Genomic DNA, 13,092 nt, shown 5'->3' with positions numbered 1-13,092 from the left:
AAATTGTGAATTTTATCGGAAATTTTTTGCTTCTTAGTTACCGTCGGTGGTTTGTACTGGTAAGGATACACTAAAGGTCGTTTTACCGGGGACACTTTCTACTTGCAGTTTACCTTCATGTTTGTCAATAATTTTCAGAACTATATCCAATCCCAAGCCACTACCTTCCCCAGGAGGTTTAGTGGTAAAGAAAGGCTCGAAAATTCGGGGCATAATTTCTGGGGGAATGCCTTTGCCACTGTCGGTAATGCTAACTGAGACTGCATTATTTCGGTACCTCACATCAATTTTTAACACTCCTTTATTATCCATAGCTTGTAAAGCATTGTGAACTAAATTTGTCCACACTTGATTTAGTTCATCAGGATAGCATAACACAGAAGGTAAATTAGTATCATAGTTTCTAATTACTTCTACCCCGTGTTTGATTTGATAGTGGTAAAGGGTCAATACAGTTTCTATACCGTCGGTGATCTTAGCTATGACCTTAGTCCCCGATTGGTCATAGCGAGCGTAGCTTTTTAAAGCAAAGACTATTTTCGCCGCCCTATCTATGGCTGTCGCGATATTTTTAGTGCTTTTTTGTACTGTAGCAAATTGATAAGCAGTTTGTAAAATTTGGTGGCGATCTGGAGCTTTAAATAAATCTAAAAAAGGTGCGATGTCACTGCCAATACCGATATCCAATAAAGTACAGGCAAGGCTGTCAGCACTTTCAATTCCTTCGGTTTCTAACTGGCGTTGTACTACTTTTTTTAATTGCCGTTTTTCTTTGCTAGATAATGTATCTTGTTCTTGGCTGGATCTGTTTAGTAGAGCAAAGAAATCCTCCAGGCGTTCTAGGGACAGTTGCTGGAAAAATTTTGGCAACTGAGCCAGATTTTCTGCCCAGAATTCCCCGATATTCTGCACAGACGATCGAATCGCACCCAGAGGAGAATTGATTTCGTGAGCAACTCCGGCTATTAGCTGTCCCAAAGCCGCCATTTTTTCCGATTGAACCAGTTCTTTTTGGGTGCGCTTAAGTTCTTGAAGAGTCTTAGCGAGTTCTTCATTTCTTTTGGATAAAACAGATTCTGCTAATTTGCGATCGCTAATATTGCGGGCTACCCAAATAACCGCATCTTTGGAAAACATAGAAATACAAGCCGTAAACCACAGTTCGCGATCGCCCACTGTGAAGCTGTAGTCGAAATTAAGTGTTTGCTCAGTCTCTAAAACTTGTTGAATTAACATCCACCAATCATCGGGGTTTTCGTCGTCAAAAAAATGTTCTATAGTGAGGCTGACGATATCGCTATCTGCTTCGGAAAACCCCGCCGTATTTGTCGGCAAAACTTCTATATTCCCTTGGCTATCGAGGACGAGTACGATGTCTGTCATCGCTTCAAACACGGCCCGGACTTTATTTTCCGAAAAGTGCAGTTTTGCTTCCAGTAATTGCCGATCGTTAATTTCTTGCTGCAATTTTTCGTTGCTAAAAGCTAGTTCAGCGGTGCGTTCTCGTACTCTTTTTTCGAGTTCGGCATTGAGACGTCGCACTTCGGATTCGGCGGCGGCACGCTCTTGTATTTCGGCTTTCAATTGATTGTTGGCACTGATTAATTCTAAAGTTCGCTGCTTAATTTGTGCTTCCAAATTTTCATTTAACAGCCGTAAGTCTTCTGCTATTTCTCGGCTTGGGCTAGTTTCTTTTTGTAATTGTTCGTTCACTGCGATCGACTCCTGGTTTTTTTCGGCAACTATGGGCTGCAAAACCTTGACTTTCCCTTGCATTTCTGCTGGCTCTAAGGTTGGCTGCAAGGTACTTTGCATCACAAGCTTGGTTAAATATTCCGTCGCCTCGTACACCACCAAGCGCCCGATAGGTTGCTGCTGCACCAAGTCCCAGACCCACCTGCATCTGGCATCCATCTGGAATGGCCCTAGGGGGGAACTCCCAGCCACTGTGCCGATTTTGATGCTGGTCAAACCTATTTCCGTAGATTCAGGGAAAGAAAGGACGATTTGCTGGTGAATTATGACCTCAGAAATAGCCACCTCTAAAGGAGGAATTTTGCTAGCAATTGTTTTTACAATATCGTTTTTTCTAAACATACCCAGCAATTGTGGCTGTTGAGCGATTAAAATACCACTGTCTGGGGTCTGAATTCTCATGACCGCCTTATTCAAGAGTGTGTCACGATCCCGCCCTTGGTGTGGGGGGTCGATCGCCTCTTTTGGCAAGTTATGGGTATCAAAAACTAAGGTTGACATGGGCAAACCTGGGTAGAGATGCAGGCGGAAGCGAAAATTAATACAAACTTATTAGTAGATGTTAGCTTTTATAATTTGCTGCATAGCGCTCTTCACCGTTTTGGCCACCAGAATTTTATCATTTTTACGAGTCTATCTAATCATAAACCTGCCTCTGTACTGACATACAGAGGCAGGGTTATCAATTGACTATTGAGAATTATTTAGTTGTAGCTTAGCGCACGGTGCTTCGGGATTCAGCTTCTGGCAAGCGCCACCCACCCAGTCGAGTTATTTTAGCGCTGCGTTCGGCCAAGATTAGCAGCAAATAAATAGTCATTACATAGCCCGTGGCTAGAATGGGAATAATTAGAGGAATATCACGGTAAATCATAATTAGAGCCACCAGTCGAGGAGGAGAAGGTCAAACAGGGGGAGGACGGGTTCAACACCTACTACATTAAGTCAGCACACAAAACAATGCCTTGACTCTAAAGGCTGCTTTTTCATATAAAGCGATCGGGAAAAATAAACCTTTCCCTGTCCACTATCCTTTACTGCTTTATTGATGCTTTAACAGCCTAAAGTATTCCACTCTAGCTGCCTTGAGCTACCGCACACATACAATGCACTACCATTAACTCGTGTTTTTTTTGCTCCCATGAGCATAAAATAATTCCCAGAGTTTTTGGTCGCGATCGGGTTAACAAGGCTGGCTCTAACAACCTCTTGCAGATACTCTAAAGCTGCCTGCTGATTTAGCTGGGCTTAATGTATGGAATTGTTTAAATCCTTAATATTTAGTATAGCACAGGTTTTATGGCATTTAAAGATTTTTTCCCAAAGTCCTTAACAATTCGATACAATAGGGTCACGTCTCTGGTAGCCTGGTGCTGCTCACCCTCAAGCCCATAACTTGTGGCTGATGACAGACGATCGATCGCTATCGATCGCAGAGAATTTTGTTCCCGATCGCAGAGAATTACCTTAAAATAAAGATATGATATGTAAAATTTTGTTACTTTACGGCTTGAGTCGGCGTATCCATGATCTCTAGCACTCTCCTATTTTCCTCGGTTGAAGAAGACCTGCGACTGTTGACAGAAAACTTGAAACAGTTAGTGGGTGCCCGTCATCCCATTTTGTACGCGGCTGCGGAATACTTATTCGGCACAAAGGGAAAACGGGTGAGACCCGCAATAGTCTTGTTGGTCGCCAAGGCGACAATGCCCCATCGGGAAATCACGGAAAAACACCGTCGCCTCGCCGAAATCACGGAAATGATCCACACGGCAAGTCTAGTCCACGACGACGTGGTGGACGAGTCGGATCTGAGGCGGGGAGTGCCGACGGTGCACAGTCGGTTTAACAATCGAGTGGCAGTATTGGCGGGAGATTTTCTGTTTGCTCAATCCTCCTGGCATTTGGCAAATCTCGACAACCTGACAGTAGTTAAACTACTTTCAGAAGTGATTATGGATTTAGCAGAGGGAGAAATTCAACAGGGACTAAATGGGTTTGATACCAGTTTGTCGATCGAAGCGTACCTAGAAAAAAGTTATTACAAAACAGCCTCTTTAATTGCCAACAGCTCGAAAGCAGCGGGCTGTTTGAGCGAGGTTTCAGCGGAAGTAGCAGACGATTTGTACAACTACGGTCGCAACATTGGTTTGGCATTCCAAATAGTAGATGATATATTAGATTTCACCGCTTCAACAGAAACTTTGGGGAAACCCGCAGGTTCCGATTTGATCAGCGGTAATCTGACAGCACCAGCACTATTTGCCCTGGAAGAAAAGCCTTACTTGGAAGTTATCATAGAACGAGAGTTTGCCCAAGAAGGAGATTTAGAGCAGGCCCTAGCACTGGTGGCAGATTCTCAAGGTATAGCAAGATCGCGAGAATTAGCCACAAATCACGCACAGAAAGCGGTCCAATACTTGGCATCCATGCCCCATTCAGAGTCCCGCCAAGCTTTGATTGATTTGGCGGAGTACGTTTTGAGCCGACTTTATTAGAAGGAAGAAGGAAGAAGGAAGAAGGAAGAGGGGACAGTGGGAGAGCAATGCCCAATGCCCAATGCCAATTCCCCATTCCCCATTCCTTGCCCCCTGGGGGCTGGGCGGTTGCCCCATGAACAATTCCCAATGCCCAATTCCCAACTAAGCAATATCCGGGGGGAGATTGCTAGAATTTGACAGTAAAGTCGATCGATACTGTTGCAAGTAAACATTAATTAAGTTCTGCACTTGCTCGCGACTGACTTCCGTGCCGACTTCGAGATTGCCCGGAGTTTCAAAAAAAACTATACTGTCGAGACCTTCGAGAGCTAGCATCTGAAATAAAATGTGAGTAACAGGCATGGATACGGGCAAGACACGATCGCCCGCAGCAGCCGGAGCCTGGGAAGCATCTTTCAAATTACTCCAAGCATAAATCACCCGCTTCTCTTGCCCAGGTTGCTTGAGATTGCTCAAAACCGAGAGCGCCCAACTTCGATCGAAGTTTTGCAAAATAAAGTATTCCAGATGCTCGAGCTGTTGGGCAAGTAATCGTAGCGCCGGGGAAATCGCCTCTAGAATTTGTGGTGTCGAACCGTCAGGGGGAGCTTTGTCGATCAGTGCTCGAATCTGTAGATCTAAATCCATCGGTCGCTATAATTTGAGATTGGATATTCAGAATTTCAGGTTAGCAGGTGCGCGTCCAAGTATTGTAAAACTTCATTAAGATGGTAAGCATCAATAAACAATAGTAGTATCATATAGTCAGGAGAGTTAAATGAAATTGTTTCGCTCGTTACGAAGGTCGAGTCTGGATGCAACTAACAGAAAGGCACATCATTAAATCGACGTCACACCGTTTCGCACTGATTGATGAATTAGCTTTTAAATCCAAAAATCTCTACAATGCCGCTAACTACGTGATTCGTCAGAGTTTTATCTATGGATGGGGCTATATCAACTACAACGAAATGAACCGTTTGATGAAGTATCATCAAGCCTACAAGGCTTTACCTGCTAAGGTTAGCCAACAAATCTTGATGATATTGGATAAGAATTGGAAATCATTCTTTGAAGCAGTCAAAGCTTACAAAGCCGATTCCTCTAAATTCACCGGCCGCCCAAAACTGCCGAAGTACAAAGATAAAGCTAAAGGGCGAAACATTCTTGTCTACACGATTCAAGCGATTAGCACTACACAGTTGAGAAAAGGAATTATCAAGCTTTCGGGTACGGAGCTTTTAATCAAAACTCAAATCAATCCCGAGGGAATTTGTCAAGTTAGACTGGTTCCCAAATGCGATTCCTATGCAATTGAGGTGATTTATGATGAACCGGAGTCCACCGTTAGTAACGGCAACTCTGTAGCTAGTATTGATTTAGGATTGGATAACTTAGTGGCGTTAACTTCAAATCAGCCGGGTTTTATCCCTCTGTTGATTAACGGGCGACCATTGAAATCAATCAACCAGTTCTACAACAAACGTAAAGCACAGTTACAATCTCAGTTGAAAGGAAGCCGCAAGATTTCACCCCGCATTCAACGCTTAACTCGCTGTCGCCACCAAAAAGTCGATAATTACTTGCATCATACAAGTCGCCTAATTGTTGACCATTTGGTAGCCAAACAAATTGGGACGCTAGTAATTGGTAAGAATGCACAGTGGAAAACCGAGATTGATTTAGGAAAGCAAACTAATCAAAACTTTGTCAGTATTCCTCACGCTCGATTAATTGAGATGTTGGAATACAAGACTCGGTTGGTTGGGATTAAGGTAATCGTGCAAGAAGAATCTTACCACTTCGCGCGCAAATTTTCTGAATCTCGACCCAATCCCTGTTTACGGAAAAACCGATAAAGACCCTGTGTTCCAGGGTAAGCGAATCAAGAGAGGTTTGTACAAAACATCAGGCGGTCAATTGATTAATTCTGATGTTAATGCTGCGTATAACATCCTTAGAAAAGCAATCCCAAATGCTTTCAGCAATGGGATAGAGAGCTGCGTAGTTCAGCCGAGGCGGGTTAATCCGCTCAAAGTGAAAGTGAAGGGGGAGGGACTTGACGCCTCCCATGTCATGTGCAATAAATGACTATACTTTTGCCAGCTATTGTAAAACTATGGGATAGCTGGGACAACCTGCAAGCATCTCACAAATCTAAAATCTTCCATCTAAAGTCAAATGAGTGTGCTAATTTCAAGGTTAGTTGTAAACAATCATGCGGGAAATCTGCCAGAGCGTGGAAACCATCTTTCAACTGCTGTTAGACGAACTTACAAAGTCCACTCGCGCGTCTGAGCAGAATTGCCGGGATGTAGCAGGACGACTCGCAGCAGAAGTCAACAGGATATGCACAGAAAGCCAGCGGATTCAAGCCTCTGGAGACATAGAAGGTTCTGCCCTAGGTCTCGCCCAGCACCGCTTGCAACAATGCCTCCATTATTACAATTTAGGCTCCGGGCCAGGACGAGTAGAATTACACAGTACCCTCAGTGCGATCGTCTATCGGTACATCACTCCACCCCAGGTGCAGTCTAGCTACCAGGCGCGGATTGAGCTGATCAAAGATTTCTTGCAAGGATTTTATCTCGAAGCTTTAAAAGCATTCCGGCGCGAAACGCAACTGCCACCCACCTACAGCCCCCGCACTCGCTTAGAATTAGCAGAGTACATGGCATTTGTAGAGCGCTTTGGTAAACGGCGTATTCCTTTGCCTCGGAACCGCAGCCAGCAACTAATTATTTTGCGGGCCCAAACCTTTTCCCAGCAGCAGCCCAAAGAAACCTCCGTAGATATGGAACAAGCCGCAGACGGAGGGGCTACAGATTCTGACCAAACCTGGAACGACTCTTCAGTACACTCAGTACGAGAGGCGATGGCCGGACAAGGTGCCACGGGAATTCGCCCCAACGGCGAGGAGTCAGAGTCTCTGCGACAGAACGTGATTGACGAATTAGTTGCTTACTTGAAAGAGCGCAACCAACAAGAATGTGCAGATTATTTTGTGCTGAGGTTGCAAGATTTGCCAACCCAGGAAATAGAGGCAATTCTGGGCATCACTCCCCGCCAAAGAGACTATTTGCAGCAGCGGTTCAAATACCATTTGCTTCGGTTTGCTATGTCTCACCGCTGGGAACTGGTTCACCAGTGGCTAGAAGCAGACTTAGATCGAAACTTGGGCTTGCTGCCGACTGAGTGGCAAGCTTTTTGTGAGCAAATTGGCCCAGAGGGACAGCGTTTGCTAAAGTTGAAGCAACAGGGTCTGTCAGATTCAGCGATCGCACAAACCCTCGGCAGCACGGTAGCCCAGGTACAGAAAAGGTGGTTTAAGTTGCTGGAACTGGCCTGGGAATTGCGTAATCGTTCAGATTCCGGAGAAGGGGCATCTAGTGATGAATAACGAAACGAACAGGGATGCAGAGGCTTTCGAGCGCCATTTTTTAGACTGGATATTGCAAGCGCCTGCGAATGCCTTGAGTGAAGATGAGGAAAAATTAACTGGGTCGTTTCCCTCCCAAGAGTGGGACGACACAGGAGAGCATTCCGAGAGGGAATATTGGGAATGGGACGAACCAGACCCACTTGAGTATCAAGTAGGGACCCAAAGCAATGAAACCGCACAACCGCTGACAATGGGAGAAATACCGACCGTGCAAGATCGTTTTCAGACTTTGTTAAAACAGAGGCTAAGAGCCTCCATTGAATCCAACCCGCCGCTGTTTCCTTGGGAAACAGAAATTCAAAGCTACGACCACGACTATCCAGACGATGTAGCCCCCCAATGGGTTCCCCCCCTGCACCTCTGGACACCCCAACTCCAAAATATCAGATGGGGACGCCTGCCAATTCCGATCGCCCAAGGGGTATTTGCTCAACTCCTAGAACCCTGTCAGAATCTGGTAATGTCGTCGCTGCGAGAAGGATCGAAATTAGTTCAGGCTGTAGATAGCTTGTTTCCCGACCAATCTCAGGAACTCAACGAATTAGCTGGCTTAGTGCTCAGAGGTGCTGTCCGCGGAGTTGAAGTTTTAGATATAGAGGATTTTCCCAATTACGAAGCCGCAACAGCCGACCAACAAATGCTACTGTCGCTGATGGCCGCGCGGGAAATTCTCGATTCTCTAACTTTGAATTGTCCGGCAAATCAGTCGCCAGTATCACGAGAATGGCTGACTGCATTGGGTTCCCTCACTCTAGAAGCCCAATACCAGTCAAGGACTGACACAGAACATTCGATGACTTCTTTGAGAGTTGAGTGTCAATTTCCCGGAGGAGGAAGTTTGGAACTTAAAGGAGAAAATGCACAAGCAAGTGCACAGCGACCAAATTCAGGTCATTTAAGTGTCGAGTTGTTTGACCCGCAACCTGACAAAACCTATGCACTAGAAGTTCGGTTCCAAAACTTCGATGCCAGACCTTTGATGTTTGCAATTCGTCCTACTTTGTCCGTCTAAAATTGCAACGAAAAAGGCAAATTTTAAATAAACAACTGCGTTTTTGAATAGAATTTTTACCGATCGCAATTTGGTAATCAGCCCCCAAGTCAATCGGTAGAAACAATCACAAATAATCCAGGGAAAATCGAAGGGGTGCAAATGACAACTGATAACCTGCGAAAAATACCTTTTTTTGGTAAGCTGTGGGAGCAGATTGAGGCAATGCCTCCGCCGGCGACTGAGGATTCTTTACTGCTGCGAATCCTGGTTCAGTTGTTGGTAATAGTGGGAATTGTGGCTACGGATGTTGCTGCAGAAGAGAATCTCAATCTTTGGGCAGTGCCTGTTAGTATTGTGGGGGCAACTTGGAGTTGGTATCGCCGGCGCGATCGCAATGTAGCAGCTAAATTCTGCATCGCCATTGGTATGCTGGTGGCCCTGTTCGCCTTCTTCAGCCGTTTGGTAGGAGAATTGAACGATACAAGGTTAGTTTTAGCCCAACTATTAATTCAAGTTCAAGTGCTGCACAGCTTCGATTTGCCGCGCCGCAAAGATTTAGGCTACTCGATGGTAATCGGGCTGATTTTGTTGGGAGTAGCAGGGACTCTCAGCCAAACCTTGACTTTTGGACCACTGCTGTTACTGTTTTTAGCTTTAGCACTGCCGACTTTGGTTTTGGATTATCGATCGCGCTTGGGACTCTCCCAGCTAGACAAGACTAAGCAAAATGTAGATAATCAAGAGAAAAACCACAAAAAGTGGTCATTATTTGCAGCCACCTTATCTCCCAAATATTTTGGTTTATTGTTGCTAATAACTGTGGGATTGGGACTAACTATATTTGCATTTTTACCACGCCTCCCTGGCTATCAATTACGGACTTTTCCGGTGAGTGCTCCCATTGAATATAAAGGGGAGTTTGACTCCCGCAGTATTCTGAATCCGGGGTATGTCAGAGGGGGAAATCAAAAAGGAAGTGGCACAGGAAGGGGGAGAAACCCAGACAAAGGCCCAGGAGAGGTTGACTCTAATTTTTATTACGGTTTCAATCAGCGCATCAATCAAAATTTACGGGGGGAAATGACACCTCAAGTGGTGATGCGGGTACGATCGCAGGCGGCGGGTTTTTGGCGGGTATTAGGCTTTGACAAATACACCGGTCAGGGCTGGGAAATTTCTCGCAACGAACAAGCTCAAAAGATTAACAGACCAAGGTGGTCCTATCAATTTTATCTGAATCCGTTTCCGAATGCACCCCGGACTCAAGAAGTGATTCAAAGTTATACTATTGTTGCTCAATTGCCGAATTTGATTCCGGCTTTAAACAAGGCTAAGGAGCTTTATTTTCCGACAGTGGATGTCGCGATAGATGCGGAGGGCGGATTGCGATCGCCTGTGGAGTTGGCTGAGGGTTTAACTTATACGGTGATTTCTAATGTGCCTTATCGCGATCGGGATTTGTTGGATAAGACTGGTACTGATTACCCGAAAAATATTCGCAAGTTCTATTTAGATGTGCCTCCGAAAATTGCGGCCAAGGTGCGGGAAAAAACGGAGGAAATATTGCTGGCTAGAACTAGAGTAGCTAAATCAGATAGAGCGATCGACTCTCCCTACGAAAAAGCTTTATATTTAGCTCAATATTTAAAGCAAAATCCGAATTATAAAATTGAAAAAGCCTTGCCTTATTTAGAAGAAAATGAAGATTTAGTCGAGAGTTTTCTGTTTGGTTATCAAAATACCCAGGGCGGCAAAAAGATAACAGGTGGATATCCAGACCACTTTTCGACAGTGCTGACAATCATGCTGAGGTCGATCGGAATTCCGGCGCGGATGGTAGGCGGATTTGACACGGGGGAATTCAACCCATTTACGGGTTTATATATTGTCAAAAATACCGATGCTTTCTTGATGACGGAGGTATATTTTCCCAATTACGGCTGGTTTGCTTTTAATCCGATTCCCGGTTATCCTCTGATTCCGGCTTCGGTGGAAGATAACCAGACTTTTAGTGCCCTGGAATCATTTTGGAAGTGGGTAGCGGGTTGGCTACCAACACCTCTGAGAAGTGGGTTAGATTCAGTCATAGGTTTTGTAATTGGCTGGATTAGTTTAATTGTGGGCTGGTTTTTGGCGCAGTTGGCGAACGGCTGGGTGGGGCTGTTTACTGGCTTAATTGCTGCGATCGCCTTTGGCTTCCTAGGCTGGTTAATTTGGCAACTGTGGCGCAAGTGGCGTTACCGTCGTTGGCTGGGGAAATTACCACCTGTGGAGGGGGTTTATCAGGAAATGTTGAAGGATTTGGCTAGTCGCGGATTTGCCAAACAGAAAGCTCAAACGCCTTTGGAGTATGCTGAGGCGATGCGCCCAAATCATGGAACTGATCAAGCAGACGTGATTGAGGAGGTTTCTCAGGTTTATGTACGCTGGAAGTACGGAGGGGAAATGGGTAATTTGAACCAGTTGCGACAGTTGGTGGAGAATTTGAGACAATCTCACTTAAAAAAACTGAAAAAGCGGTGGTTTTAACTTAAACAGTTCTGGGCATCAATTGAAATGAGTCAAACCACTAATCAGTTGTTTGAGATTTAATAGTTTATGAATGTTGACTGTCGTTCAGTAGTTATTGTAACAACAGTCAACAGTCAACTGTCAACTAACTACTAACTAAGGCTTTTTCTAGCACGTTCGGCTCTTTCTTCTGCGGTATCCATCACCTCCGCCATCTTTTCCACTATTTCTCCTGGATAATTTTCCAAAATCCGGGTAGAAAGTGAAATTCTGCCCCTGCTTTCATCGAGGTCAATCACAATTGCTTTGAGAATTTGACCTGGGGAAAACACCTGGGAAAGGTTTTCAATATATTTTTGGCTGACTTGCTTGATGTGCAGCAAACCGCTAATTCCTTCCATGTCTATAAACACGCCGAAAGGCTTAATGCTGCTGACTTTTCCTTCTACTAATTGACCGATTTGTAACTGACTGAAGGCAGAGGATTGAGTTGCTAGGCGCTGGGAAAGTACCAGTTTTTGTCTCTCTTGGTCTATTTCCAAGAAACTCACAGTTAAAGCTTGACCGACCATGGATTCTATGTTATCTCGATCGATTAAGTGCGATCGGGGAATAAAGCCACGCATTCCCTGAACATCCACCGTTACGCCGCCCTTATTTGCCCCCAACACCCGTACTTGAAGCACCTTGCCACTTTCCTGCAATTCCATGAGCCCTTCCCAGGCTTCCTGAATTTGTAGCTGTCGCAAAGACAAAGTAACTTGGCCATCTGCATCTTGTTCGCGGATAATTAAAAAATCCCGTTCCTCTTGCAAAGGCACGACTTCCGACAAATTCGCGATGGTTCTCAAAGCAGCTTCTTGGATGGGTAAAAATGCCGAAGACTTGCCACCGATATCAACATACGCACCATTTGAGTCGTGCTCCAAGACTTTGCCACGCACAACTTGTCCCTTCTGAAACTCGTAATTGTGCTGTTCAAGGGCTTTTGCAAAATCGTCCATTGAAAAGGATGCTTTTGCGCTTTGAGAACCTGTAGATTTGGAATTCATGTAAGTTTAGTTGTCAGTTATCAGTTATCAGTTGTCAGTGGTCAGTTGTTGGTTGTTGGTAGAAAATTTTCCCCGTCTCCACATCTCCCATTCTCCTCATCTCTAAACAGGTTGAAGTTCCTGTTGAAATAGATGCTTGACTTGCTCCCACGATTCGGCTGCTGCGGTAGCGTCATAACTGCCGCGGTGGTTGCAGAAGAAACCGTGATCGGCATTGTAGCGGAAAATTAGGTGAGGAATACTGTGTTTTTCTAATTCTGTGGCAATTTGGTCAACTTGTTCGGAAGGAATGCTGGTGTCTTGAATGCCGTAAAAGCCGTAGAGAGTGCCTTTAATCTCTGCTGTGCGAGTGATGGTGGGGGGGCCACCACCGGGGGTTTGGGTGGCGATACCAGCACCGTAGAATGAGGCTGTAGCCTTGATTTCCGGTAAGGTGGCGGCGAGGTAGGCTACGTGTCCGCCAAAGCAGAAGCCGATGCAGCCAAAGTCTGGTTGGTTCACAAATGGCAAGGTTTTGAGGTAGTCGATGGTGGCTTGGATGTCGCTCAGAAGTTCGGGTGCGGTAGTTTGTTCTTTGTATTTTCTGCCGATTTTGATGTCTTCGGCTGTGTAGCCTGTTTCAAAGCCGGGGGCGAGGCGTTGGTAAATGGCTGGGGCGATCGCCACATAGCCCTCTTTTGCTATTCTTTCGGTAACTTCGCGGATGTGCGAGTTAACACCAAAGATTTCTTGAATGACGATAACTGCGGGAAATTGTCCTGCTGCTGCGGGTTGGGCTAGGTAGGCGGCGATTTGCAAATCGCCGTTGGGGATTTTGACGTTAGCTGTATGAATTTCTGAGTTGGTCATTTGTGAATG

General features: G+C 45.3%; 9 protein-coding genes and 1 pseudogene. 5 read left to right on the top strand and 5 right to left on the bottom strand.

From position 1 onward, the window contains the following. Positions 1-33 precede the first annotated feature (33 nt). Complete coding sequence (locus tag AAFP14_RS09455; RefSeq protein WP_341732013.1) at positions 34-2,256, bottom strand: ATP-binding protein; 2,223 nt, start codon at positions 2,254-2,256, stop codon at positions 34-36. A gap of 214 nt (positions 2,257-2,470) precedes the next feature. Beyond that, on the bottom strand, positions 2,471-2,629 hold the full coding sequence (locus AAFP14_RS09450) for a hypothetical protein (RefSeq protein WP_341732012.1): 159 nt from the start codon (positions 2,627-2,629) through the stop codon (positions 2,471-2,473). 652 nt (positions 2,630-3,281) lie between these two features. Here AAFP14_RS09450 and sds point away from each other — a divergent pair. Next, on the top strand, positions 3,282-4,253 hold the full coding sequence (gene sds, locus AAFP14_RS09445) for a solanesyl diphosphate synthase (RefSeq protein ID WP_341732011.1): 972 nt from the start codon (positions 3,282-3,284) through the stop codon (positions 4,251-4,253). A 144-nt stretch (positions 4,254-4,397) separates the two neighbouring features. Here the strand turns inward: sds and AAFP14_RS09440 are convergent, their stop codons facing one another. Beyond that, positions 4,398-4,883 carry a hypothetical protein gene (locus AAFP14_RS09440; RefSeq protein WP_341732010.1) on the bottom strand — a complete coding sequence of 162 codons (486 nt, stop codon included), beginning with the start codon at positions 4,881-4,883 and terminating at the stop codon, positions 4,398-4,400. 167 nt (positions 4,884-5,050) lie between these two features. Here AAFP14_RS09440 and AAFP14_RS09435 point away from each other — a divergent pair. The 4 genes and pseudogenes from AAFP14_RS09435 to AAFP14_RS09420 all read left to right on the top strand — a co-directional run bounded on the left by AAFP14_RS09435 (position 5,051) and on the right by AAFP14_RS09420 (position 11,200). Continuing rightward, positions 5,051-6,326, top strand: a pseudogene (locus AAFP14_RS09435) (RNA-guided endonuclease InsQ/TnpB family protein). Positions 6,327-6,453: 127 nt separating this feature from the next. Then, positions 6,454-7,635, top strand: a complete 1,182-nt coding sequence (gene hetZ, locus AAFP14_RS09430; protein WP_341732009.1) for a heterocyst differentiation protein HetZ — start codon at positions 6,454-6,456, stop codon at positions 7,633-7,635. After that, positions 7,628-8,689 (top strand): hypothetical protein, encoded by a 1,062-nt coding sequence (locus tag AAFP14_RS09425; RefSeq protein ID WP_341732008.1) that lies wholly within the window; start codon positions 7,628-7,630, stop codon positions 8,687-8,689. Before hetZ ends, AAFP14_RS09425 begins: the two co-directional genes overlap by 8 nt. A gap of 141 nt (positions 8,690-8,830) precedes the next feature. Beyond that, positions 8,831-11,200: a transglutaminaseTgpA domain-containing protein gene (locus tag AAFP14_RS09420; RefSeq protein WP_341732007.1), complete on the top strand. Its 2,370-nt coding sequence runs from the start codon at positions 8,831-8,833 to the stop codon at positions 11,198-11,200. A gap of 134 nt (positions 11,201-11,334) precedes the next feature. Here the strand turns inward: AAFP14_RS09420 and AAFP14_RS09415 are convergent, their stop codons facing one another. Both AAFP14_RS09415 and AAFP14_RS09410 read right to left on the bottom strand, forming a co-directional pair. Then, entirely contained in the window at positions 11,335-12,234 is a 900-nt protein-coding gene (locus AAFP14_RS09415) for a S1 RNA-binding domain-containing protein (protein ID WP_341732006.1), read from the bottom strand. 102 nt (positions 12,235-12,336) lie between these two features. Further along, a complete protein-coding gene (locus AAFP14_RS09410; protein ID WP_341732005.1) occupies positions 12,337-13,083 on the bottom strand; it encodes a dienelactone hydrolase family protein in 747 nt (248 codons plus the stop codon). Between the last annotated feature and the right edge of the window lie 9 nt (positions 13,084-13,092).

This window comes from Microcoleus sp. EPA2 (assembly GCA_020882975.1).
Lineage (GTDB): Bacteria > Cyanobacteriota > Cyanobacteriia > Cyanobacteriales > Microcoleaceae > Microcoleus.
The sequence above is the reverse complement of the archived record's forward strand: the minus strand, read 5'-3'. Positions and strand labels throughout refer to the sequence as shown.

Excerpts from the sequence above, each read along its gene's own strand:
- AAFP14_RS09455 (WP_341732013.1), bottom strand. The coding sequence starts at position 2,256 with ATGTCAACCTTAGTTTTTGATACCCATAACTTGCCAAAAGAGGCGATC.
- AAFP14_RS09450 (WP_341732012.1), bottom strand. The coding sequence starts at position 2,629 with ATGATTTACCGTGATATTCCTCTAATTATTCCCATTCTAGCCACGGGC.
- sds (WP_341732011.1), top strand. The coding sequence starts at position 3,282 with ATGATCTCTAGCACTCTCCTATTTTCCTCGGTTGAAGAAGACCTGCGA.
- AAFP14_RS09440 (WP_341732010.1), bottom strand. The coding sequence starts at position 4,883 with ATGGATTTAGATCTACAGATTCGAGCACTGATCGACAAAGCTCCCCCT.
- hetZ (WP_341732009.1), top strand. The coding sequence starts at position 6,454 with ATGCGGGAAATCTGCCAGAGCGTGGAAACCATCTTTCAACTGCTGTTA.
- AAFP14_RS09425 (WP_341732008.1), top strand. The coding sequence starts at position 7,628 with ATGAATAACGAAACGAACAGGGATGCAGAGGCTTTCGAGCGCCATTTT.
- AAFP14_RS09420 (WP_341732007.1), top strand. The coding sequence starts at position 8,831 with ATGACAACTGATAACCTGCGAAAAATACCTTTTTTTGGTAAGCTGTGG.
- AAFP14_RS09415 (WP_341732006.1), bottom strand. The coding sequence starts at position 12,234 with ATGAATTCCAAATCTACAGGTTCTCAAAGCGCAAAAGCATCCTTTTCA.
- AAFP14_RS09410 (WP_341732005.1), bottom strand. The coding sequence starts at position 13,083 with ATGACCAACTCAGAAATTCATACAGCTAACGTCAAAATCCCCAACGGC.